Raw genomic sequence first — 25,211 nt, forward strand, 5'->3', positions numbered from 1 at the left:
AGTGGATTGCTATCAAAATAAGTTATTAAAAAAACGGTCGAAAGCTTGGCCTTGCTTTGAAGATTTAAGTGATTGTTTAGTAGATATTTTTATTAAGGGCTAAAATCCTCTCAGCTCTGGACATTCGGAAAGAAACATTTTTAGGGTTATATAATAACATTTTAACACTCTTTACCTTGCGCACGATTCCTTAGCGGTTAATCTTATTTGAATATCCTCTTGTCGAATGGAAATTTATCAATACTCGTAACAGTTATTTTAGCAAAGTCTACATGATTCGGATTAATAAGCACATTAAAGTCCCCTTTTGTAACAACTGATGGTATCATTAACACACAGTATTCATTTTCTGTTACAAAATCTCTCCCTATGTATTGAGTAGAAGTAGGATGTGGAAATTCTTGCCAGTTAATTGGTAATTCTTCTTCAGTTATATGTTTAATTTTTACCTCATCAGGAATCTCAATGGTTAGCATCATGTAATCGTCAGGCAAAGTTGCCAAAGTTAGGTGAACAGCAACTTCAGCCATTGCTGAAGACCTATTTTGAGCTGTATAAATTAATTCTACACCTATGGGATTCCATCGTGCTCCGTACATGGCAGCCCCTTTACCTGATAATGGAGTTGCATATTTTTTCCTTGCGAGTCTAAAAACCTTCATTTATACAAAAATTCCGTGGTTGATTCGGTTAAGTTCACTGATAACCATTTCCTTACCGTAAGAGTCTTTGAGTAATTCAATAGGTTTTAAATTTCCTAAGGCATAACTTGGTGTGTTAAGCCAAAGTTTGAGTTTTTCGATATTGCCAAATACATCAAGCCCTACTTTTGTAACTTCTGACATTTCTATTATCTTTTCAGAATGAATTGGTTTAAAGTGACGTTCTGGAGAAGTTTTGTACCTCTGTAAAGATTTTGTCGAAATGTCGAGGACATTCGCCCAATCATTCACTGAGAGAGGAGTATAGTCTTGAATTAAGTCAAATAGAGAATAGGGAATACCTGTTCTGATTGCAAAAATGATCAGCATTTTATCTTCCAAGAATGATTCATAAGTGATATTCTGTTTGCTGTGTATGTCAATTTTACTTGCTTTGAAAAAGGATGCTATTTCCTTGTCTAGTTTCCCTTCAATTTTTTCTATTGCAGTCATCTTATTTTCTCAATTTAGACATTTGTCTTTAAATATAGGACAATTTTCCAGATATAACAAGTTTGTTATCGCCACTAGTTTTGAGATAATTAGGCTTCCCTTCAAGGATATAAATTCCTGATTATGGGATTTTTATAAAAAAGTAAACCCCTGAATCTGCACAAATTTGGCATATTCAGGGGTTTTTGCATTTTGGATGTTCGACCCAAAACAATACTTATGCAATATACACTTTTTCCCCGCAGTGGCGTTCCAACTCGGTTCTCCAAATTTTGTCAAATTAACTGGGCGTCCCCGACTGGGCGTCCCCGACTCGGCGTCCCCGACTCGGCGTCCCCAAATTATTCAAGAATAAGTCAGATTTAGGTTCTGTTAGACTATAGATTGGTCATCTAAAGCGTCTCCCTAAGAAAAAACTAGGGTAGGAGTTAGTTATCTAATAAAAAAATCCACTCCTATTTGAGTGGATTTTTGGTGGGTTTTTGCTGAAAAATGTAATTTTCAAGAGAAGCCGATTTTGAGCACTAACTTATTTCAATAAATTCAACAAGTATTGCCCATATCCACTTTTAACTAATGGTGTCGCTACCTTGGTAAGCTGTTCGGCATCGATAAAGCCCATTCTATAAGCAACCTCTTCAATACAACCGATTTTGAGGCTTTGACGTTCTTCTATTACTTGTACAAATTGACCAGCCTGCATCAACGACGCAAAGGTGCCTGTATCCAACCATGCTGTACCACGATTCAGAACACCAACTTTTAATTTACCCCTTTCTAGGTAAACCTTGTTGACATCCGTGATTTCGTATTCACCACGTGGAGAGGGTGCAATATTTTTAGCGATTTCGACTACATCGTTGTCGTAAAAATAGAGTCCAGGAACCGCATAATTAGATTTTGGCGCGGAAGGTTTTTCTTCAATCGACAATACATTAAAATCATTGTCAAATTCAACAACACCATATCTTTCGGGGTCATGCACTTGATAGGCATATACCACGCCACCTTCAGGGTCGTTGTTTGCTTGTAACAATTTGCTTAGTCCTGAGCCATAAAAGATGTTATCACCTAGCACGAGTGCTACTTTATCATCTCCAATAAATTCTTCTCCAATAACAAAAGCCTGCGCCAAGCCGTTTGGTTCTGGCTGAACAGCATAACTAAATTTACACCCTATTTGAGAGCCATCACCCAAAAGTTTTTCAAAATTGGGCAGGTCGTGCGGAGTTGAAATAATCAAGATTTCTTTAATACCCGCTAGCATCAAAATAGATAGTGGGTAATAAATCATTGGCTTGTCATATACGGGCATGAGTTGTTTACTCACCGCTAAAGTCAAAGGATGGAGACGAGTACCCGAGCCTCCTGCTAAGATTATACCTTTCATATCAATATCAGTTGATTAACGATTTTCATACATAGTTTCGTAATACTTTTGGTAATTTCCAGAAGTCACGTTTTCTAACCATTCTGTATTGGCTAAAAACCAGTCAACAGTTTTTTCAAGACCTTCTTCAAATTGTAAAGAAGGTTCCCAACCAAGTTCTTTCATGATTTTTGTGGCATCGATGGCATAACGAAGATCATGTCCGGCTCTATCAGTAACATAAGTGATTAATTGCTCGGATGTTCCTGCTTCTCTTCCCAGTTTTTTGTCCATTACAGCACAAAGAAGCTTTACCAAATCAATGTTTTTCCATTCATTAAAACCACCAATGTTATAGGTTTCGCCAAGTACACCATTGTGATACACCGTGTCTATGGCACGAGCATGGTCAATCACAAATAACCAATCGCGCACATTTTCACCTTTGCCGTACACAGGTAGAGGCTTATTGTTGATGATATTATGGATCATCAATGGAATTAGCTTTTCAGGAAAATGGTTTGGTCCGTAATTATTTGAACAGTTTGTAATCACTACGGGCATTTTGTAAGTATTTCCGTAGGCTCTCACAAAATGATCTGAAGAGGCCTTCGAAGCTGAATAGGGCGAACGAGGGTCATAAGCAGTTGTTTCAGTAAAGAAGTCTTCAGGATTATGCAATTCTCCATAAACTTCATCAGTTGAAACATGATAAAATCTTTTGCCTTCATAATTTCCTTTCCAAGTGTTTTTTGCGGCATTGAGTAAATTTACAGTGCCTACAACATTGGTCATTACAAACGCCATCGGGTCTGTGATTGAACGGTCTACATGTGACTCCGCAGCCAGATGGATAACTCCATCAAAGTTATGTTCTGCAAAAAGTGCATCGATAAAAGGAGCATCTACCAAATCACCCTTAACAAAAGTATAATTCACTTGATTTTCAATATCTGTCAAATTGGCCAAATTACCTGCATAAGTCAATTTGTCTAAATTGAAGATTTGGTATTCAGGATACTTTGTTACAAATAACCTTACCACATGAGAGCCGATAAATCCAGCTCCGCCCGTAATGAGAATTTTTTTCATTGTATTATTTTTCTAATAAAATTATTGACGATTCATCACGGCTACCTGCCATTTCCAAGCATCACCAAGAGCCTCGGTCAAAGTTTTCTCTGCTTTCCAGCCCAATACTTCATTTGATTTACTACAATCAGCATACACTGCTGTTACGTCGCCTTCTCTTCTAGGCTTGATGGCGTAGTTTACTTTTAACCCTGTGGCTGATTCAAATGCCGTGATAACTTCCAATACCGAACTGCCTTTTCCAGTACCGATATTAAAATAATCATAATATGTTGTCTTTTCTTGTTGTTTTATCAAAAGCGCCAAAGCAGCCACGTGAGCTTTTGCGAGGTCTACTACATGGATGTAGTCACGAACTGCAGTGCCGTCTGTAGTAGGGTAGTCATCACCAAATACAGAAAGTTGACCACGTAATCCAGCTACAGTTTGAGTTATGAAAGGTACTAAATTTGCTGGAACTCCCAAAGGCAACTCACCGATTAACGCAGTTTCGTGAGCACCAATTGGATTGAAATATCTAAGCGATATTGCCTTCAAACCCCTGTTGGTAGCCACAGTATCACGGATAATTTCTTCACAGATTTGCTTGGTATTACCGTAAGGAGAATTAGCAGGTTGCACCTTCGAAAGCTCAGTTACAGGCAATGATTCAGGTTGACCATATACAGTACATGACGAAGAAAATACTAAATTGGTCACTTGATGTTCCTCCATTTTCTCCAACATTAGAACTGTTGCAGCTACGTTATTTCTGTAATATTTTAAAGGTTCGTTTACCGACTCTCCAACGGCCTTATTTGCAGCAAAATGGATAATCCCGTCAATCTTATTTTCTGAAAATACTACATCCCATGCCTTTGGGTCGTTGATATCTGCCTCATAATATTTTACGGGCTTACCGATTATAGTTTCCAAACCATCTAAAACAGCCTTTTCAGAGTTTGAGAAATTGTCGAGAATGATAGATTCATAGCCAGCATGATGTAGCTCAACTACAGTATGAGAGCCGATGAATCCAGCTCCTCCAGTTACAAGTATTTTCATTATGGTAAGATTAAGAAAGATTTGCTTTCGATAACAAAGTTAATAATATCGAAATCTAAAAAAAATTATATTTTTGAATTGTGAGTATTTGGTAAATTTTAACAATTCTTGGCGAATTTTATGTCATTTTTGCACTAAATATTTACCAAAAATTTATGCGATTTTCGCGCTACAAATTTACCATTTTAGTTATTTATTTTAGGTTCGATTGTGAATCCTGGCACACTTGTTTTCTTTAATACTGTTCTTTTTTTTATGAAATAATTGCCTTATTTTCAACTAACATGCTGTTTGTCAATAATTTATGATTTTTGAGTTTTTGAAATAAACTAAACTTTTGGAATGAACAAACGGTTGTACTAATCGAATCTTAATGTACATTATGAATTCAATTTTTGTGAATATGATTGAAAATTGAACTCATTCCATTATTTTGTGTTAATGAAATAATATTTGCAAGATTGCTCTAAGGGGTTCTTTTATTTCAGGACTCCTCAAAATAAAATAATTAGTAAAAAAAGAAGACAAATTTTCTTTTAATTGAAAACATAGATATGGATTTGAAAGATTCTGAACTTAGAGCGTTAGTATCATTATTAGATGATGATGATAGTGAAGTAGTTACAATGGTTGAATCTAAAATTAAATCATTGGGTGGAAATATTATCCATTTTTTGGAGGATAGATGGGAGGAATCTTCATTGAGCCCTGTGCTTCAAAAAAAATTGGAGGACTTGATTCATGATTTACAATATCAATCTTTTGAAAACAGAATTATTCATTGGTATAGGCGAGAGTCAGATGACTTGATAAAAGGTATGTGGGCGGTTGCTACTTATCAGTATCCAGAGTTGTCTATCGAAAAATTGCAGTCTGATATCAATGACATATACCTCGATGCATGGACAGAATTACGTGATGATATGCATCCAATGGACCAGATAAAAGCATTGAATCATGTTTTTTTTACGAAACATAAATTTGGCGCGAACACAAAACACTTCCATGCAGCCTCGAATTCGATGATTAATGTGGTGCTTGAGTCTCATAAAGGAAACCCCATATCCTTATGTGTGATTTATATGTTAGTGGCTCAAAAACTGAAGTTACCTATTTATGGCGTTAATCTGCCTAACCTTTTTATCTTAACTTACAAAACAGAAAAACTTCAATTTTATATCAATGTGTTTAATCGGGGTTTAGTTTTTAGTAAAACAGATATTGATAATTATTTGCAACAGCTTAATATTGGTCAAGAAGAAATCTTTTATCAACCTTGTGACAATGTTGATATAGTAAGAAGAGTAATCCGGAATTTGGTTATAGCGTTTGAGAAAATAGGAGATACCGAAAAAGTAAATGAACTCGAAAGTATCCTCATGCAACTTATTGCTAAGTAGGATTTTCTATAAAATTAATTGATTGGGGCAATAGAGATTAGTCTGTTTATCGCCCCAACCAATTAATTCAACATGATTGATAGTCTGAATTATTTTATTGGTAATGGATTGGATATGAATGCATTATAATTTTGGTCTGGATTTTGTCATTGGATTGTAACAGTAAGAATATAATCCTCAAAATAATAAACATTCAAATCCAAACATGTTTTTATTTGCTCATAGTCAATTTCCCCTTTGATTGTTTTAGCCATTGGCACAAATGGCCTAATGTAGATATGCTCTCTTAAACTCATCCTTTTTTTTCCATACCATTTATATAAACTTTCCTTAGCACACCAATATACCCCTAGCTGGAAAGTATTCCCATCAAGATTGTCGAGTTCTTTTTTAGATAAAAATCGTGAGGCAACTCGCTCGAGTTTATTTGAAATCTTTTCTATGTCAATGCCAACGTCATTTTTTAAATCAATGCTGATAGCAGCAAATTTCTCGGAGTGTGTTATTGAAATATTTGCAGAATGATTGACGAGGCATGGATTTGAAAATTCATCTTTTTCGACCCCTAAGAAATTTATTCCCATTTCTCCACAGGCAAATTTTAGGCAAGTTCTACTAGCCAACCATTCAATTTGCTTTTGTGGATGTGTACTATTTGATAGTTGCTCTAATTGATTCTCAGTCACTTGCAAATAATCACAATAGAATTTGACAGTTTCTTCGATTTTCCAAATACATAAAATTTGATTTTCGTTGAGCTTTTGATTAAAATAAATGGGCATACATACGGTTTTGAAAAGGTTTGCAGCAAATTTCTGAAACTTTTTAAACTCTTCAAAACCTTTTAAGTGGGTTTTGTGGTTGGTTATAAAACCAGTATTTTTGTATAATTAAACCAAGGTTGTTATCAATCATTGGAAAATTTGTAAATATGATTGTAGAAAAATTTGATACTTTTTCAGGGCATCGAGATAGTGTTTTTGCATTAGCCAAAGGGAATGATAATAACCAATTTTTTTCATCTGGCGCAGACGGACTCGTGGTAAGGTGGAATATAGAAAAACCAGATGTGGGTGAATTATTTGCTAAAATCCCTACCTCAGTTTATGCATTGGCATACGATGATATCAACAATCATTTATGGATTGGTCAAAATTTTGATGGAATCCAAGTGTTGGATATCCTAAACAAAAGAGAAATTGGCTCACTAAAAATTACCAGTAGTTCTATCTTTGTAATCAAGTTGCTTGATAATCAGGTTTTTGTGGGTTTGTCGGATGGGACTGTCGTGGTGATTGATAAGCAAACGCTTTTGACTCGAAAACATATCAAAGCTTCGGATAAAAGTGTGAGAGCGATTGACGTGAATCCCAAAACTCAAGAAATTGCGATAGGTTATAGTGATTTTACGGTCAAAATATTTGATTTAATCGATTTTTCCTTGAAATTAGTGTTGCAAGCACACACTAATTCAGTTTTTGCTTTGAAATATTCCCCAGATTTTAATTTTTTGTTGAGTGGTGGACGTGATGCACATCTTAAGGTTTGGAACGTAGCTTCAAATTATCAGCTTCAACACGATATTGTAGCGCATTTGTTTGCAATCAATGACATTTGTTATCATCCTACTTTACCACTTTTTGCTACTTGTAGCATGGACAAGTCAATTAAAGTATGGGATGGTGTAAATTTTAAATTAAAAAAAGTGATTGATAAAGCACGACACGCCAGCCACGGCACTTCCGTTAATAAGTTACTTTGGCTGAAAGAATCGGCTTTATTGGTTTCAGGATCGGATGATAGAAATGTTTCCGTTTGGAAGATTTCGTAGACAAAATATTTAGCTATTCCTTTGTAGTATTGTTTTAGATTTTCAATCTGCTTCTACTGCAATTAAAATGAAAGATATATGAGAATTACTCCCTTAGAAATCAGACAACATACTTTCGATAAAAGCTTTCGTGGGTATGATACAGAATCGGTAGATGCATTTTTACTTTCTCTTTCTCAAGAATGGGAAAGAGTTGCAGAAGAAGTTAGAGTTACCAAACAGCTTCTTGATAAAGCAGAGCAGGAAGTTGCTCGAGTTAAGGAAATTGAATCTAGTTTGTTCAAAACTATAAAGGTAGCCGAAGAGGCGCAAAAAGAAATCAACGAAAAGGCACATCTTGAGGCCGCTAAAATTATTGAGGATGCTAAAGTAGAAGCTGAAAGAGTAATTTCTGAGGCTAATTTGAAAGCAGACCAAATAGAGGAAGATGCCAAACGTCAATCAAATATCGTAGTTTCTGATGCTGAGTCTCGTGCAGTATTTTTAGTTGAAGAGGCAGATTCAAAATTAAAGTCTTTTGAGCGCGATACCAAGTCTCTTGAGAAATATAAGGATTTATTAGTTTTAGAACTTAAAAAATTTGCCACAGATACCTTAGATAAAATTTCTAAGTTTGAAGAAAGAACTACACTTTCGCCAGAGGTAGTAGCCACTTCTTCTCCAACACCAAGCTTACAATCAGAGACGGAGGATATTATACACGAGCCGACCGCTGATGATTTTTCTACTACCGATTCGCTAGAAGATGAATCTGATACTTTAGCGAGCAATACAGAAGTCGAAAGCTATGATGAGGAAGAGGCTGAGCTTCCAACGGTGTCCTCAGTCTTGAAAGAAGATAGTTTAGCAGTCGAACCTTTGTCGGAAGAGCGAATTCCGTCTTTAGCGTCTATTTTGGAAAATGAGGCCGACGTGTCGGATAACCCTTTGTTGGATAGCCTAGTACAATCATCTGAGCCTATAGCTCCCGAAATTGTGAATATCCCAGAAGTTGTAGTAGCTGAGGAAAAAGTGGAAGTTACTTCTGAAATGGTAAATTCAGCAGAAGATATTGTAGAAGAAAATGGGAAATTAATAGAAACCAATAAAGCTTTAAAGAAGTTGAAAAAGCTAGGAGATACTAAAGGATTGCCAACGGTATCTTCTGTGATGGAAGAACTCAAGAAAGATAACCCGGGAAGTATATCTAATGGTGGTGGCTCATTCTTTGATTCATTTTAGTATCACTTCAAAATACATTTAGAGTCAGGTAGCATAACTGCCTGACTTTTTATTTTTAGTACATTTATTAAATACATTTTACTATGGGAACAATAGAATTAGAGGGGCTTGAATTTTTTGCCTATCATGGTTACTATGAAGAAGAGCGTAAAATTGGAAATCGCTATCAGATTGATGTAAAAATTACCGTTGATTTCTCGTCGGCGGCTCAGAATGACAAACTAAAGGATACCGTCAACTATGAAGATTTGTATAGAATTATAGCAGGTGTTATGCAAATAAAATCGAAGTTGCTAGAGCATGTAGGACAATTGATTATCGATGAGGTAAGAAAAATTTATCCGAATGTACATGAAGTACAGGTTGGTGTATCAAAATTTAATCCACCGATTGGAGGTGTTTGTACTCGTGCAAAAGTTACGGTTATTGGCTGATTTGAGCCAAAACTTGTTTATATTTGTTTATTTATTTTTCGAAAGTAATTCACCTCTTTATGGCTCATCAAGTAACAATCAAGGATATCGCAAAGCATTTAAATATTTCGGTGGCTACGGTTTCTCGTGCTCTTCGAGATATGCCAGATATCAAGCCTGAAACTCGTCAGGCTGTTCTTGATTTAGCGAAAGAATGGGATTATCAACCCAATGTTCTTGCTACAAGTTTAGTAAAAAGCCGTACTAAAACCTTGGGCGTGATAGTTCCAGATTTAGGCTACCATTTTTTTTCCTCAGTTATAAAAGGAATAGAAGCCGAAGCTTTGCATAGAGGATATACTCTTCTGTTGACACAAACTGGTGAAAGTTTTGAAAGAGAGTTAGTTAACCTTCAAACTTTATCGAGAGGTCAGGTAGAGGGATTTATCATTTCGCTATCCCAAGAAACATCAGATTATGAACATATCAATAGACTTATTAGAAAAGGTATTCCGATTGTTTTTTTTGATCGTGATGCTGTCGGAATAGATGTTTCTAAGGTCATGGTCGATAATGTTGGAGCTGCGTATGAGGCTGCTGTTCATTTGTACCAAAATGGATGCCGTGATATTGCATTTTTGGCAGGTCCTCGAAGTGTAACTGTAAGTAACCAAAGAATAGAGGGCTATCGAAAGGCATTACAAGATTTAGGGATTCCTTTTAAAGAAAACCTAATTGTACATGGAGAATACAACCTCGATAAAGCTATTGCTCTAACTCATGGGTTGATGAACCTCACCGAACGTCCTGACGGATTGATTGTAGTAAGTGACCGTTTGGCGGTGGGTTCGATGATGGCACTTCGTTCGAAGGGTTTATCTATTCCTGATGATGTAGCTGTAGTTAGTTTTAATGATGAACCCATTTGTAGTTTTCTAACACCCACCTTATCGAGTGTCGCCCAACCCACCAATGAGATTGGAAGAATCGCCACTTCATTATTGATTAATCAAATAGAGGATGGTCAGGAATTTTATAAGCCACAAGTGAGGGTTTTGAAAACACAACTAGTTATTCGAGAATCTTCGAGAAGAAAATAAATAAAAAACGTACTTGAATAAAGTACGTTTTTTTGTTTTTTGACTAAAATCTTCACTTTTGAGTGAAAAAACGAATGTTTGCTAAATTGTTGATTTTCAGGTGTTTATATTTTTAGAGCTTTTGGTAAAATGTATAAAAAAGCCATTTTTTACCCTTAATTTGGCAAAAAATGGCTTAAAATAGGGCTTTGAAACGCCTGAGAATCGCGTAAAACTACTTAAAACGGTCAATTGTTGGTTTGTGTAAGTCTCATTCGATTCTCAGGCGATAGGATTTTAAGAGGAGAGAGGGGCTTAATTTTCATCCTCGTATGAGATTCCAATTGTTTCCAAATCATCAACTCCAAGTTCAGAAGGTTCTATGAGAATTGTTAAAGTTTTTGTACCTGAGTCACTTTTCCATTCTTCGGCAGCATCATCCATGATAGTTAGTAAAACTTCTCGCAGTTCGTCATTTTCATCTGCAAGAAAATCGTCATAGTTTCTGAAAACAATAAAAATCTGATTTTCGTTTAACCATTCCAAATCGTTCAACATTTCGTCAAAAGCATCCAGATTATTTCCAAAGGTATCAGGAAACCCTAATTTTGATGAAATGCTTGTATAAAATTGTTCAATTGTTAAGTTGTCTTCTCCATCAATATAAACCAACAGTTGGTTTTTGTTTGGCACCATTACACAAAGCTCACTCAGAATTTTAAAATTTGCCATGATTCGTTTTGATTGATTGTTTAGAATTATTTATTAGTTGAAACGTTCTATAGTGATCATTGGTATAATAGGATTTACCGTCTGAGCCAGTAACGATTCGTTCCGCGCCACGATTTTTACCTTCAATTTTTGGGTTAACATCCCATTCTTGGTACTTGATTTTTTTACCATCCTCATCTTCCTGTGGAAGTAGTTTTTCATAATTCCCAAATCTTCTGCCTCCAACGTATCCTTCAATAGCCTTCCCATTTGACTTGATGTAAGAAAGAACTTCGTAAACTTTTGAAGGAATTTCTCCAGATGTTTTTATTTTATCCTTTGGAGTTTGATTTTGGTAATCCTTTTTCTTTTTATGCTTTTTCTTCCTGGATTCACTATGATTCTCAATCGAAACTTGATCCTTTATTAGTACTGAGGCTACACTGGGTCCATTGATGCCAATTAAAAAGCTAAAAATCAACAGCATACGCTGTAACATAGATTTGAACATAGAAAAAATAAAAGTTAGTTGAAAATTAATAACAATCGTTGTTTTAGATCATGCCTCAATTTAAGAATAAATCAAGTAAAGATTCACCAATTTACGCTGAGAAAGTTTGAAGAGGATAAAGTATTTGAAAAACGTTTAGATGGTGATAGCGGTATTTTGCTAGCTGAAAGGTATAATTGCCTGTGAACTTTTATCGAAAATAGGAGGGTTTTGGTTTGATTATCTTAATCAGAAGTTCCAAATCTACGCTGACTTCACGAATGTTGCACAGTCCCAGATACAAAGTATGGCTTTACTTAGATATGTTTAATAATCAAATTTAAGGTGGTTTTAAGTTCAGTGGCAAAATAATTAGAAACCTATTAAAATAGGTCGCCTAGGGTTATACTATATGGTCTGAGATTTGCAAACCCCCGAAAAATTCACGAAATTTGTATATATAGGCTAATTTTTGGCATTTAGTTTATTTCAGCATCTAGTAAACTTTCCAATATTATCCATGATTAATTGGGAATGAGATAGAAAAAAGAAATTGATAAAGTATAATTTCATTCTCGGAATACATAATCAAAGAATATGTCAGATCAAATTAGTAACATTATCCCCATCAACATTGAAGACGAAATGCGGGGAGCGTACATTGATTATTCAATGTCCGTAATTGTATCCCGTGCATTGCCTGACGTCCGTGACGGCTTGAAACCTGTACACCGTCGTGTACTTTTCGGAATGGACGAATTAGGTGTCAATTACAATAAAGCGTATAAAAAATCTGCTCGTATCGTAGGAGAGGTGCTTGGTAAGTATCACCCACACGGTGACTCTTCGGTATACGATACTATGGTACGTATGGCACAAGAGTGGTCGTTGAGATATCCATTAGTAGATGGCCAGGGAAACTTTGGTTCAATCGATGGAGATTCGCCTGCCGCGATGCGTTATACAGAAGCTCGTCTCAAGAGAATTGCTGAGGAGCTTTTGGGTGATATCAATAAGGATACTGTTGATTTCCAACCAAACTTCGATGATTCACTTGAAGAGCCAACGGTACTCCCTTCAAAAATTCCAAATCTTTTGTTGAATGGTACTTCTGGTATTGCTGTTGGTATGGCAACCAATATGGCACCTCATAACTTGAGTGAGGTAGTCGATGGGATTACAGCCTATATCAACAATCGTGATATCACTATATCGGAATTGATGGAATATATCAAAGCTCCAGATTTTCCTACTGGTGGAACAATCTATGGTATTCAAGGAATAAAAAATGCATTTGAAACTGGACGTGGAAGAGTAGTGGTAAGAGGAAATGCTACTTTCGATACTTCTAAGACTGGTAAAGAACAAATCATTGTTTCTGAAATTCCATACATGGTCAATAAGGCGAGCTTGATTAAGCAAGTAGCTGATTTGGTAAATGATAAGAAAATAGAAGGTATTTCCGAAATTCGTGATGAGTCAGACCGTCAAGGTATGCGTATCGTTTTTGACCTGAAACGTGATGCCGTTCCGAATGTAGTTTTAAATAACCTTTACAAACATACTGCGCTCCAATCTTCATTTAGTGTCAACAACGTAGCCTTAGTAAAAGGGCGTCCTATGACATTGAATCTGAAAGATTTAATCCATTATTTTGTAGAGCATCGTAATGAGGTAATTGTACGTCGTACACAGTATGACCTGAAAGAGGCCCAAAAACGAGCTCATATTTTAGAAGGTTTTATTATTGCTTTAGATAATTTAGATGCAGTAATAAAATTAATCCGTGAATCGCGTGATCCAAATACGGCTCAAGCTGGATTGATGCAAACCTTCAACCTTTCTGAGATTCAGGCAAAAGCTATTCTTGAGATGCGTCTACAACGCCTTACAGGAATGGAGCGCGACAAGATTGTGGCTGAGTATGAAGAAATTCAGAAACAAATTAAGGATTTGGAAGATATTTTAGCTCGTCCAGAAAGACAGCTCGAAATTATCAAAATGGAATTGGCCGAACTGAAAGAGCGTTATGGTGACGAGCGTCGTACGCAAATTAACATGACTGACGATGAGTTTTCGGTAGAAGATATGATTGCTGATGACGAAATGTTAATTACCGTTTCGGCACAGGGTTATATCAAACGTACACCATTGACAGAATACAAAGCCCAAACTCGTGGTGGTGTTGGCTCTCGTGCTGTTGCAACAAAGGACGATGATTACACCGAGCACTTGTTTACTGCCACTATGCACAATTGGTTGCTATTCTTCACTGAAAAGGGTAAGTGTTTCTGGTTGAGAGTTTACGCAGTACCTGAAGGGTCGAAAAATGCAAAAGGCCGTCCTGTACAAAATTTAATGAATATAGAAAGTGGTGATTCAATCCGCTCGGTGATTAATGTAAAATCAATTACAGATGCAGATTATATCAACAATAACTATATTGTGATGTGTACCGAAGATGGTACAATAAAGAAAACCTCGTTGGAGGCTTATTCTCGCCCACGACAAAATGGCATTATTGCGGTAACAATTCGTGAAGGAGATAGATTATTAGATGTAGCATTGACAAATGGAAATAACCATATTATTATCGCTACAAATTCTGGCCGTGCCGTTCACTTCGAAGAAAACCGTGTTCGTCCAATGGGCCGTTCTGCCGCTGGTGTTAAGGGTATTTGGTTGGATGAGGAAAATCCAAATGAAAAGGTTATCGGTATGGTATGTGTTGAGAGCCCAGAAACACAGCAGTTATTGGTAGTTTCAGAAAAAGGATTTGGAAAACGTTCTGATGTGGAAGAGTACCGATTAACAAACCGTGGTGGAAAAGGAGTAAAGGCCTTGAACATTACCGACAAGACTGGTAATCTAGTTGCAATCAAAGAAGTAACAGACAATAACGATTTGATGATTATCACTAAAGCTGGTATTTTGATTCGTATTGCAGTTGCTGATTTGAGAGTAATGGGACGAAACACCCAAGGAGTGAAGTTGATTCGCTTGAAGAATGAATCCGACGAAATCTCATCGGTTACTAAAATTGTAAAAGACCCAGAAGAAATCCAAGAGATTGATTCTGATGAGGTTATAAATCCTGAAACAGACGATTCTGCTGCTGCAGAGTAATTGTTATAGATAGCTAGAATGGGGGAGAAGAAGCTCCGTTTTTATTCTAGCTATTTATTTTTTAGTACAACTTTGGCTTTTTGCCAAAATAGCATTAGTATTAACTGCTATTTCATTTTTTTAATCAAACCATTTACCAAACAATGAGAAAACTCACATTTGCTCTTTTCGCTGTTGCTGCAACTGGAGGAGCATCGTATGCCCAAACAGATAAATTGCTTCTGGAGGCAAACCGCAAAACAATCTTAGATGCAAAAAAGAAAGCTGATGAAGCAATTACAAAAAAAGATTCATTAAAAGCTAAAACTTGGTTGACTCGTGCAGAAGCTTATCTTGATTTAGCTAACTCTCAAGATGCTGAATTGACAAATCAAGTACCAAATGCCGCTTTTGTAGCAGTTGAGTCTTTGAAGAAAGCTATTTCATTGGATGTTGTAAACGGTAAAGAGGGTTCGACTGCAGCTTCAGCAAAAAAATACTTAACTGTTGCCTACAATAAGGAAGGAAAAGCAGAAGGCGAAGGAATGAAGTTATATGGTGCTTTTATGAATGCAGGTATTGCTAAGTACCAGGCAAAAGATTTCTCTGGAGCCCTAAAGGATCTTCAAATGGCCTCGGAAGTTGGCTCTAAAGATACAACTGCTGCAATGTATACAGGAATCATCGGTCAGCTTGCGAAAGAAAATGATGCAGCTAAAGCCGGATTTGAGAAGTTTATCACACTAGGTGGTAAAGATCCAGGCATCTATTATAGCTTGGCTCAAATCTATAAAGAAGAGAAAAATGAAGATAAAGCTTTGGCTACCCTAGATAAAGGGATTGCTATCAACCCAGCAAACAAAGACTTGAAAAATGAGAAGATCAATTTGTACTTGGCTTTCAAGAAAATTGATTCTGCCATCACTGAATTAACTTCGGTAGTTGAAAAAGATCCAAGCAATGTTCAAACGGTATTGAATTTAGCAATTTTGTATGATAACAAAGCTGAACAATTTAATGGCGAGATTCGTGAATTAAAAGATAAATTGGCCGAGTTTGATGTAGAAGGAATCAAGAAAAAAGTAGCTGCCCAAAAAGATAAAGTAGATGCTTTTGATTCAGAAATTAAGCGTTTGACAGATAAAATTAAAAAAGACCCTAAATCTGCTGTAAATACTAAGAAGCAAATTGCCGAAATTACAAAGCAGAGAGATGCTGAGAAAGCAGAGCTTGAAACCCTTAATGCCGAATTGGCTAAAAAGTCAGCTAATGCTGGAAATGCTGCTGAGTTGAATGCTAAGATTGCAGAACTTCAAGAAAAGCAAAAAGCTGCTAAAGCTAGTGCATTGGCTAATTATGACAAAGCATTGAAGGTAGATCCAAACAATTATGATGTTAACTATAACTTAGGTGTAATTGCTTTTAATGAGGCAGTTGTATTGAATAAGAAAGTAGGTGACATGGGAATGGATGAATACAAAAAAGAAGGTAAAGCTGCAGAAGCAACCAGAGATGATAAGTTTAAAGAAGCATTGAAATACTTCGAAAAAGCATATTCATTGAAGAAAGAGGAAGACGTAAAAGAAAACCTTAAGCAGTTGTATCGTGTATTGAAAATGGAAGATAAATTGAAGGAACTAGGTGAATAATCCTCCTCAATAGACTTACAGATAATTTTAAACGCTCAGTGTTCATCGCTGAGCGTTTTTATTTTATAAACCAATAGAAGAGCCGCTTAGGTTAATGACCGAAGTAAGGATAGTGAATTGCAAAAGTTTTATTTAACATAATATAAATTATAGCACTTTTATTTTTTTTGATAAAGCACTCAAAATTAGCTATTTATCGGGGTATAGGTAAATAATGGGAATTTATACAAAACGCTAAGCAGACTCATGCGATTTTTATGAATTAGAATTGATTTGTTACCTAATTATGACTTTCAATAGCTCAAATTAGCCTCAGTGATACTCCAACAAAAATGCGTTATTCGAGGCTGAATAAGAAATAGTTTTAAATAAACGATTCTCAGCGCCTTTAAATAACGCATTTATTTGGTCTGTACGAGCTTTATTTGTTGATTATGGCTTCCAAGTTGGCTGGCGAATAATTAATTGATTTAAGAACCTTATTGTCTGATTTTCTATAAACCAAATATTGCTGTCCATCTTGTTCAATGAATGCTTCGGTACCGTCTTTCTCAAGATAAAATTTTACAGTTGCTTCTGCCTCTTCAAGGCTCTGACATGCCTTGCTCATGTTGGAACGTTGTACCTCATTAAATAACTCTACGAACTTATCTCCTAAGCCAAACTCAAGAACTGCTCCAGAAAGTACGTATTGAATATCACATAAAGCATCAGCAATTTCGACAATATCCTGATTCTTGATACCTTCTTCCAATTCCTTTAATTCCTCAGCAATCAAGCTTACACGAAGTTTGCAGCGCTCCTCTGTAGGAACTTGTGGACTGTTTAGTATGGGAGCTTTAAATGTTTTATGAAATGCCGCTACCTGATTCAGTGAGTCTAGTTTTTCCATTTGTACTTATGTGTTTTAATTATTACCGCAATTTACACAAACATCTATTAATATCTCAATCTATGAATTATTATATCTCTCTGAAGCAGTTTTTCAATTGAAAAAATTGAGGTATTTCCTCTATTCTTCGATTAAGGATTAAATTCATCATTTAGTTTAAAATATTGATATTCAGTCATTTATATATTCACGTGGAACAGTAGGAGATTGTAGGTTTGTTTCACGGAAAAATACTACTTTATTTCTTTATATGACTATGATTTATCAGTAAATCAGGGAGTTAGGTTAGGAGTATGAATTTTATCCTAATACTTTTTAGGGTAAGGATAGGGATAATGAGGTGTTTAAAGGGAGATAGTAAAAGGGAAACGTTTGTTAGATACCTAAAAAAATAAGGTCGAGTCGGAGTGAGAAAAAATATGCCCCCTTCCCTCCCAATATTATTATAAAAACAGAGACTTACTCCTACTCTAACCTAATTTTTTGAAATCTAAGCCGCTTTAACCTACTCTCAATGCTAGCATTGAGAAGTAAAAAATAGCCTCCCCTATCGCATAAAAAAGGTATTCAAATGCTTGGAATACCCTCCTTGTCGACTAAAAAATAGCTATTTTTAAACAAAATTGACTCTGTTTTGTATGATAAATACTCGAATTAGAAGGGCTGATTTATCATACAATTGCTTAGAAATGACTAGAACTTTTAGAAAAACCACCGAGATATAAACTTGATTTTTTAGCAAAATTTAAGACTATGTAAGTAAAAGGAAAGATTAAATTGATAGTATCTCAAAGGTAAAAGCCAATGTTAACCTCTGGACAAAACCTATCTTATCTTCCATTGTAAAAGCTCCGTGGGAGCGATAGTTTGGTAGCAATAATTTTTAAGAATAACCTTTTTTGAGCGCCGTAGGTGCGACAGACTTCAAGTCAGTCCAAGACTAAGTCTTGAACTAGAGAACTTAATTTTGTCCAGTAATCAGACACTTAACTAATACCGTTTCCCTACTTATATTGCTTTTTAAGGAGAAAACCAGCATTTGTTAGAAAACAATACAAGCCATGATATTGAGAAATATGAAGGTAGTTTTTTCAATGTTTTTTAGAAACATAACCATCGATAACACACTAAAATCTCCAAGAAACTTCTCTTTGAATCAAGAGAATTATGATAAAAGCAGGTTTTGACATCCTTAAATGCTCCGTCATTTGTTCTTTCCAGGGGGTGTTATGTTTCTACTTTTGAATAGAGTATTCCTAAAAGGATAATATATTCCACACTAAATCTTGGGAGAATTGTCCTTTTTATTTCATATAAATAAATGACTGTTCGTTTATTTATATGAAGTGATTTGTTCTTAATGGTATTGATTTGATAAGAAATTTTTATCAGAGAAGTCAAAGTAAAATTGTATTATTTGTAGATAAAGAAGATTGACTTTGGTAAAATGTTGGCGGATTTTTTGAAGAAGAAAATTTTCGAAAGTGAAGTTTTACAGGATTGTTTGGAGCTTTGAATAGTACAAAAAAAGAGATGAGCTAGGCTCATCTCTAAATCGGTTTACTTTCCATAAAAGTACCGTCTGTATAAAATATGACAATTCGTTCTATTTTCTTTCCAGTTGGTTCGGGGACATTCGAATTGGTTGCTGAAATTGGTGTTGTGGGCACTTCTGGTCTCTCAATTTTTCTTCTGAGATTTTGTTGTACCATTCTCTCTTCAGAGGGGATAAATTTATTGGATTCTCGTGCGATTGGGGTTTCTTTATTTTGGTAGTTAATTGGCTGAAATACAGATTGTTGTGTATTGTTTTTCAAGGGTGCTTCTACCTCTGAATCAGAGTCAAAAAGTAGCCAATCACGGTTTATGTCAGGAAAAACTCGCAAAATCTTCTGTATGATGTCTAAACTGGGCTTATTTCGTCCAGAAAGTATGTGAGAAATGCTACTTCTCTGTACTCCAATAGCGTCAGCAAAAAAGCTTGGTGACATACCTTTATCAACGATAATCTGTTCGATTTTTTTATTCAAATCCATTTGACAAATGTTTTTTGTATATGTTTGTTAATTGTACATTGTAAAATACAAATGTATATAATATTATTGGATTAACAAATGTATTTACAATGGTAAATAGTTACAAAAGTAAAATGCCATCATTAACAAACTTAATTCTCCCCTCTTTCAATAATCCACCAACAGCTTTCTTAAAGTCCTTTTTTGACATTTGTAAACTTGCGTAAATTAGTTCAGGATTGCTCTTATCATTTAGATTTAGGAAGTTTTCGTGAGATTTCAAGGTATTTACCAAAGTAACTTTACATTCTTCAATTCTATCATATCCTATAATTTCCAAAGTTAAATCAATCTTTTTGTCATCTCTTATTTTCTTTATGAATGCATTTTGTAAACTACCCAAGTTTACATTTTTAAATAGTTCGTTTTTGTAAAGCATTCCTATTTTTCTATTTTCAATCAAGCATTTAATACCCAGATCGGTATATTCGTAAGGAAGAATTTGAACAGCTTGCCCCTCTTGGAAGTCATCTTGATTTGTAGGTAAAAATTTATCTATTTTAGCCGAAGCCACAATTCTCTCCGTCTGGGCATCTACATATATATATACCAAATATTGCTTGCCTATCGCCATTTTGTGGGATTGCTCCCCAAACGGCACTAGCAAGTCTTTTACAAGTCCCCAATTAAGAAACACGCCTAATTTATTCACATCCTTGACCGTTAAGTAGGCAAATTCTCCAACCTGTGCGAAAGGCTTCATAGTAGTAGCGATCAAGCGGTCTTCAGAATCTCTGTAAATGAAAACATCTATGAAATCTCCTATTTTAGTTCCCTCTGGAATGTACGACCTAGGAATTAGAATTTCTTCTTCACCCCCATCCAAATACATCCCGAATTCTAATTCTTTAATCACCTCTAGGTTGTTGTACTTTCCTAAGGCAATACCATCTTTTTGATTTTCCATATTGTAATTTAATTTTTGAATGATAATCTGTATGCAAAAATGCAATAACTAGACAAGAATCCCTAATTCTAGCTCAAAATACCTCCAATGATAAGGTCTTATTACTCAATCTCTTATCTTGTATATACATGATAAATATTTGGAATTCAAACATGTATATACAACTTGGAAGTTTCTGTATATCAAGATGTTATAAAAATCAACTTTCCATGAGCTTGTGTATAAGTTTTCTTGATTAAATTAGAAGGTTCATAATTACATTTACTCAACACTATTTTAACATGAAAAATATCGCTGTAATAGGCGCTGGAACTATGGGAAATGGTATAGCCCATTCGTTTGCCCTAAATGGATTTAACGTAAACTTGGTAGACACAAGCGAACAACAATTGGCCAATGCTCTGAAGACTATTGAAAGAAATTTGGAGCGACAAGTGCAAAAGAATCTCATTACCACAGAGACGAAAGATGAAAGCCTTCTACGTATCCAAACTTTTAACAGTTTATCTCATGCGGTAACTGAGGTGGATTTGGTGATTGAGGCAGTTTCTGAAGCCTCCAAGTTAAAACAACAAATTTTTGCAGAGCTAGACAAACTATGTCCTGAAGCCTCTATCCTAGCCTCCAATACATCCTCTATTTCCATCACAGAAATAGCTTCTTATACCAATAGACCAGATAAAGTGATTGGAATGCATTTCATGAATCCTGTCCCAGTTATGAAATTGGTTGAAATAATCAAAGGCTACTCTACTAGTGATGAGACTTACCAAAAGATTCATAGCTATACTCTAGCCTTAAATAAAACCCCTGTGCTCGTGAATGATTACCCGGGCTTTGTTGCCAACAGAATACTTATGCCCATGATAAATGAGGCAATAATCAGTTTATTTGAAGGAGTTGCGGGAGTAGCAGAAATAGATGAAATCATGAAATTGGGAATGGCTCATCCGATGGGGCCTTTACAACTAGCTGATTTTATAGGATTAGATACATGTTTGTCAATAATGAATGTGCTTTATGATGGATTCAAAAATCCAAAATATGCACCTTGTCCTTTGTTGATAAATATGGTGAGAGCAGGAAAATTAGGCGTAAAAACTGGGGAGGGCTTTTATTCTTACGATAAAGGCTCTAAAGAGGCAAAGGTGTCACCACGCTTTACCTAACCCATAAAAGTGTCTTAAATGGCAAATATTAAGCAAAAAGAGGGCTTGCAAACAATATGCAAGCCCTCTTTTGTGAGTAACCCCTCTCCTATGCTAAACTGCCACGTTATTTTCACGTAATGCAGCGTTCAATGAGGTTTTTAGATCAGTACTTTCTTTTCTTTTTCCAATAATCAAAGCACAAGGGACATTGTAATCACCTGCTGGGAAACGTTTTGTGTATCCTCCTGGGATAACCACGCAGTTTTCTGGTACATAACCGATGTATTCTACAGGTTCTGGGCCAGTTACATCAATTATTTTTGAAGAACCTGTGATAGTTACACCAGCACCGAGAACCGCTCTTTTTCCGACACGAGCACCTTCTACCACTATACATCTAGAGCCAATAAAAGCGCCATCTTCAATAATTACTGGAGCTGCCTGAGGTGGTTCCAATACCCCACCAATACCTACACCGCCGCTCAAGTGAACGTCTTTACCGATTTGTGCGCAGCTTCCAACTGTAGCCCAGGTATCTACCATGGTTCCAGAGTCTACATAAGCACCGATATTCACATAAGAAGGCATCATAATTACACCTTTGGCCAAATAAGCACCATAGCGCGCCACCGCTGGAGGTACAACACGAACACCAAGGCTTGCATAATCAGTTTTCAATTTCATTTTATCGTGGAATTCGAAAATTCCTACCTCCTGTACTTCCATTTTTCTTATTGGGAAATACATCACAATAGCTTTTTTAACCCAATCATTCACGGTCCAAGAACCATCTTCATTAGGTTGCGCTGTACGAAGTAGACCTTTGTCAACCTGCTCTACAACGTATTCGATTGCTTGTATAGTTTCAGGGTTTGAGCGGAGGCTTGTGTCTTCCCAAGCCTTTTCGATAATTTCTTTTAAGTTTTCCATTGAATACTGAGAATAGATACATTTTTAATTCGAGCACAAAGAAAACATATTTCGATGATACCGACACTATATACGTGGAGGAAATGCAGGTTTTTAGCTCAGATAGCAGCCATTTACACAATGGTAGAATGAATAAAAAAACTAGATATTATGGGGTAAAGCCTTGAAAATGGTATCTCTTTTTTTACTTTAGATAGAAGGTATTTAAAATATTGATTTACAATTATTTGTAACAATTTAAAAAATGTACATCTACCAATTTCAAAATATTATTTGGTTAAGAAAAATAGAAATAATAAAGACACATGAGCCCTGAGGAGGCACAGAAAGAAAAGCTTTAAAAGGAAGAATTTTTGAGTAAGGATGAGCAAAAGAATAAGTAATTATTCTTAAACAAAGAAAGGTAAAATAAATGAAAAATCCTAGTTTTTTCTATAATATTTAAGCGAAAATCAGTAAAAAATAACCGTATTTTAAGTGAAAAACTTAGACTGTAGTCTGTTGGGGAGGCCAAAATTTGTAGGTCTTTTCATTTTAAAACAGCTATGCACTAGCATCCATAAAATCATTTTTGATGAGATTTCATTTTTGAGATATTTGTGAATCACAATTTTTTGTGAGCAACACGCTTAGCCTGGAATCACCCATCAAGGAGCTTGAACAAGCGAGCAATATTGGATATAAGTTCTGGGCAAAAGCTAAAAAGATTTACAATGTATTCTTGATAAATACAAATATGCTCTTGTACAAATCACTTAATATTTTCTTTGTATTATCGAATCAAACAAAAACTCAGGAGTAATATTGTCAATATTCGGTATATCTGGGGAATTATCATTCCTATCTGGATACTATAGCTTAAGCTTTTTAAATAAATAAATTATAAGAATCGTATTGAAACGCCCATCACATTGCTGATAATTTCTGTACCAATTCATACATTGAAATTTCAGGAATACAATTGGTCTACTCCCCTCCTATTGCTTTGTTCATTGTTATTAATCAATACAGTCTATCGACTTGTTATCTAAGTATCTGATACATATTTCCCATTGCTGTGTGTAAATAATAATTAGAGAGATTAATAGGTATAAGTAACACTATTATTTTTAGTAATTTATAACATTTTGCTAAATATTTTGTCAATTATTTTAGTATATTACTAATGTTGATATTATAATACTAACTATTTTAACTAATTTACTAAGTCGTATTATTCGTTTGTTTCAATAATTATCTACTATTTATTAAACATTACTTGCAATATGGTTCAAAATCCAGTATTTTTGTAGAGTGTTTAAACTATTATCCCTTATATAAAAATGGCTAAAATTAAAGTTGCAATTAATGGCTTTGGTCGTATTGGTCGTCTAGCGTACCGTCAAATCTACAATATGCCAGGTATTGACGTGGTTGCTATCAACGACTTAACTAGTCCTTCTACTCTTGCTCACTTGTTGAAATATGATAGTGCTCAAGGTAGATTTAACCAAGAAGTTACTTCTACAGATAATAGCATTATCGTTAATGGAGAGGAAGTTAAAATCTACGCTCAACGCAACCCAGCAGATATTCCTTGGGGAGAGCACGATGTAGATGTAGTATTAGAATGTACTGGTTTCTTTACAGACAAAGACAAAGCAGCAGCTCACTTAACGGCAGGTGCAAAAAGAGTTATCATTTCAGCGCCAGCTACGGGAGACTTAAAAACAATCGTATTCAATGTAAACCATAGCATTCTTGATGGTAGCGAAGAAATCATTAGCTGTGCAAGTTGTACAACTAACTGCCTCGCTCCTATGGCTAAGGTATTGGACGAAAACTTTGGTATTGTATTAGGAAGTATGACTACAGTGCATGCTTACACTAACGACCAAAATACCTTGGATGCACCACACCCTAAAGGAGATTTGCGTAGAGCAAGAGCGGCTGCTAGTAATATTGTACCTAACTCTACAGGTGCTGCAAAAGCAATCGGTTTAGTATTACCTAACTTGAAAGGAAAACTAGATGGCGGTGCTCAGCGTATTCCAACTATCACAGGTTCATTAACTGAATTGACGGTTGTTTTAGAAAAAGCTACCTCTACAGCTGAAGTTAACGCTGCTATGAAAGCTGCAAGCACTGAAAGTTTCGGTTATACTGAAGATGAAATTGTATCTAGCGATATCATCGGTATTTCTTACGGAAGCTTGTTTGATGCTACTCAGACTAAAGTTATTACAGTAGGTGACAAACAATTAGTTAAAACTGTAAGCTGGTATGATAACGAAATGAGTTATGTAAGCCAATTGGTAAGAACAGTTAAATATTTCGCTGAATTAATCAGCAAATAATTGTCAATGCTATTGAAAAAGGAGGCTTCGGTCTCCTTTTTTTTGAATATATGCTTCTTGCAGTATAAAAACTAAGGTTTTACATATCAAAATAGGCCTCTGAGATTCCCCTAAAACCAATCACCTTTATACTATTCCAATTCTACTACATTCACAAGGTTTAAGTTTGCGTAATGCATTCATTGAATTTGATGATTTATGATGCTTTATCTGATGAACTTCTAAGGAGAATAAACTAAATAACGACGCACGAATTACTTTTTCATACGCCGTTATTTAATAATTTGTGCTTTAGGTATTTGGCAAAAACACAGCCCACATTCAACACTATCTTACTTGTGCCTGTTGCCTATTACCTATAC

21 protein-coding genes are annotated in these 25,211 nt (G+C 35.5%); 9 read left to right on the plus strand and 12 right to left on the minus strand.

Features of this window, described 5'->3' with window-relative positions:
* Positions 1 to 203 precede the first annotated feature (203 nt).
* The 5 genes from ACOVQ4_RS02605 to galE all read right to left on the minus strand — a co-directional run bounded on the left by ACOVQ4_RS02605 (position 204) and on the right by galE (position 4,659).
* A complete protein-coding gene (locus ACOVQ4_RS02605; RefSeq protein ID WP_421819108.1) occupies positions 204 to 662 on the minus strand; it encodes an RES family NAD+ phosphorylase in 459 nt (152 codons plus the stop codon).
* The gene (parS, locus tag ACOVQ4_RS02610; RefSeq protein WP_421819109.1) at positions 663 to 1,154 is read right to left on the minus strand and encodes a type II toxin-antitoxin system Xre/ParS family antitoxin; all 492 of its coding nucleotides are present in this window, start codon (positions 1,152 to 1,154) and stop codon (positions 663 to 665) included. It lies immediately after the preceding gene.
* 529 nt (positions 1,155 to 1,683) lie between these two features.
* The gene (rfbA, locus tag ACOVQ4_RS02615; RefSeq protein WP_421819110.1) at positions 1,684 to 2,544 is read right to left on the minus strand and encodes a glucose-1-phosphate thymidylyltransferase RfbA; all 861 of its coding nucleotides are present in this window, start codon (positions 2,542 to 2,544) and stop codon (positions 1,684 to 1,686) included.
* A gap of 15 nt (positions 2,545 to 2,559) precedes the next feature.
* On the minus strand, positions 2,560 to 3,615 hold the full coding sequence (rfbB, locus tag ACOVQ4_RS02620) for a dTDP-glucose 4,6-dehydratase (protein WP_421819111.1): 1,056 nt from the start codon (positions 3,613 to 3,615) through the stop codon (positions 2,560 to 2,562).
* A gap of 21 nt (positions 3,616 to 3,636) precedes the next feature.
* Entirely contained in the window at positions 3,637 to 4,659 is a 1,023-nt protein-coding gene (gene galE / locus ACOVQ4_RS02625) for a UDP-glucose 4-epimerase GalE (RefSeq protein ID WP_421819112.1), read from the minus strand.
* Between the two features lie 560 nt (positions 4,660 to 5,219).
* Here galE and ACOVQ4_RS02630 point away from each other — a divergent pair.
* Positions 5,220 to 6,059 (plus strand): transglutaminase-like domain-containing protein, encoded by an 840-nt coding sequence (locus tag ACOVQ4_RS02630; protein ID WP_421819148.1) that lies wholly within the window; start codon positions 5,220 to 5,222, stop codon positions 6,057 to 6,059.
* A 146-nt stretch (positions 6,060 to 6,205) separates the two neighbouring features.
* Here the strand turns inward: ACOVQ4_RS02630 and ACOVQ4_RS02635 are convergent, their stop codons facing one another.
* Complete coding sequence (locus tag ACOVQ4_RS02635) at positions 6,206 to 6,745, minus strand: 4'-phosphopantetheinyl transferase family protein (protein ID WP_421819113.1); 540 nt, start codon at positions 6,743 to 6,745, stop codon at positions 6,206 to 6,208.
* Positions 6,746 to 6,990: 245 nt separating this feature from the next.
* On the opposite strand from ACOVQ4_RS02635, the gene ACOVQ4_RS02640 reads away from it, so the two are divergent.
* The 4 genes from ACOVQ4_RS02640 (at position 6,991) to ACOVQ4_RS02655 (ending at position 10,624) form a co-directional block, all read left to right on the plus strand.
* Entirely contained in the window at positions 6,991 to 7,890 is a 900-nt protein-coding gene (locus ACOVQ4_RS02640; RefSeq protein WP_421819114.1) for a WD40 repeat domain-containing protein, read from the plus strand.
* Positions 7,891 to 7,968: 78 nt separating this feature from the next.
* Entirely contained in the window at positions 7,969 to 9,111 is a 1,143-nt protein-coding gene (locus ACOVQ4_RS02645) for a DivIVA domain-containing protein (protein ID WP_421819115.1), read from the plus strand.
* A gap of 83 nt (positions 9,112 to 9,194) precedes the next feature.
* Positions 9,195 to 9,545, plus strand: a complete 351-nt coding sequence (folB, locus tag ACOVQ4_RS02650) for a dihydroneopterin aldolase (RefSeq protein ID WP_421819116.1) — start codon at positions 9,195 to 9,197, stop codon at positions 9,543 to 9,545.
* Between the two features lie 59 nt (positions 9,546 to 9,604).
* Entirely contained in the window at positions 9,605 to 10,624 is a 1,020-nt protein-coding gene (locus ACOVQ4_RS02655) for a LacI family DNA-binding transcriptional regulator (RefSeq protein ID WP_421819117.1), read from the plus strand.
* 294 nt (positions 10,625 to 10,918) lie between these two features.
* On the opposite strand, the gene ACOVQ4_RS02660 is transcribed toward ACOVQ4_RS02655, so the two are convergent.
* Complete coding sequence (locus ACOVQ4_RS02660; protein ID WP_421819118.1) at positions 10,919 to 11,335, minus strand: barstar family protein; 417 nt, start codon at positions 11,333 to 11,335, stop codon at positions 10,919 to 10,921.
* Positions 11,322 to 11,813: a ribonuclease domain-containing protein gene (locus ACOVQ4_RS02665; RefSeq protein WP_421819119.1), complete on the minus strand. Its 492-nt coding sequence runs from the start codon at positions 11,811 to 11,813 to the stop codon at positions 11,322 to 11,324. Before ACOVQ4_RS02665 ends, ACOVQ4_RS02660 begins: the two co-directional genes overlap by 14 nt.
* Before the next feature lie 588 nt (positions 11,814 to 12,401).
* Between ACOVQ4_RS02665 and gyrA the strand changes: the two genes are divergently transcribed.
* Positions 12,402 to 14,930: a DNA gyrase subunit A gene (gene gyrA / locus ACOVQ4_RS02670; RefSeq protein WP_421819120.1), complete on the plus strand. Its 2,529-nt coding sequence runs from the start codon at positions 12,402 to 12,404 to the stop codon at positions 14,928 to 14,930.
* Between the two features lie 143 nt (positions 14,931 to 15,073).
* Positions 15,074 to 16,558 (plus strand): hypothetical protein, encoded by a 1,485-nt coding sequence (locus tag ACOVQ4_RS02675; RefSeq protein ID WP_421819121.1) that lies wholly within the window; start codon positions 15,074 to 15,076, stop codon positions 16,556 to 16,558.
* Between the two features lie 421 nt (positions 16,559 to 16,979).
* Here ACOVQ4_RS02675 and ACOVQ4_RS02680 read toward each other — a convergent pair whose 3' ends face one another.
* From ACOVQ4_RS02680 to ACOVQ4_RS02690, 3 genes are all read right to left on the minus strand, one after another.
* The gene (locus ACOVQ4_RS02680) at positions 16,980 to 17,450 is read right to left on the minus strand and encodes a hypothetical protein (RefSeq protein ID WP_421819122.1); all 471 of its coding nucleotides are present in this window, start codon (positions 17,448 to 17,450) and stop codon (positions 16,980 to 16,982) included.
* 1,550 nt (positions 17,451 to 19,000) lie between these two features.
* Positions 19,001 to 19,486 (minus strand): helix-turn-helix domain-containing protein, encoded by a 486-nt coding sequence (locus ACOVQ4_RS02685; protein ID WP_421819123.1) that lies wholly within the window; start codon positions 19,484 to 19,486, stop codon positions 19,001 to 19,003.
* 100 nt (positions 19,487 to 19,586) lie between these two features.
* Positions 19,587 to 20,432: a S1 RNA-binding domain-containing protein gene (locus tag ACOVQ4_RS02690; RefSeq protein ID WP_421819124.1), complete on the minus strand. Its 846-nt coding sequence runs from the start codon at positions 20,430 to 20,432 to the stop codon at positions 19,587 to 19,589.
* A gap of 281 nt (positions 20,433 to 20,713) precedes the next feature.
* Between ACOVQ4_RS02690 and ACOVQ4_RS02695 the strand changes: the two genes are divergently transcribed.
* A complete protein-coding gene (locus tag ACOVQ4_RS02695; RefSeq protein WP_421819125.1) occupies positions 20,714 to 21,601 on the plus strand; it encodes a 3-hydroxyacyl-CoA dehydrogenase family protein in 888 nt (295 codons plus the stop codon).
* Between the two features lie 93 nt (positions 21,602 to 21,694).
* Here the strand turns inward: ACOVQ4_RS02695 and ACOVQ4_RS02700 are convergent, their stop codons facing one another.
* Positions 21,695 to 22,513 (minus strand): 2,3,4,5-tetrahydropyridine-2,6-dicarboxylate N-succinyltransferase, encoded by an 819-nt coding sequence (locus ACOVQ4_RS02700; protein WP_421819126.1) that lies wholly within the window; start codon positions 22,511 to 22,513, stop codon positions 21,695 to 21,697.
* A 1,322-nt stretch (positions 22,514 to 23,835) separates the two neighbouring features.
* Between ACOVQ4_RS02700 and gap the strand changes: the two genes are divergently transcribed.
* Positions 23,836 to 24,849 carry a type I glyceraldehyde-3-phosphate dehydrogenase gene (gap, locus tag ACOVQ4_RS02705; protein WP_421819127.1) on the plus strand — a complete coding sequence of 338 codons (1,014 nt, stop codon included), beginning with the start codon at positions 23,836 to 23,838 and terminating at the stop codon, positions 24,847 to 24,849.
* Positions 24,850 to 25,211 lie beyond the last annotated feature (362 nt).

Source organism: Flectobacillus sp., from assembly GCF_049240685.1.
GTDB lineage: Bacteria > Bacteroidota > Bacteroidia > Cytophagales > Spirosomataceae > Flectobacillus.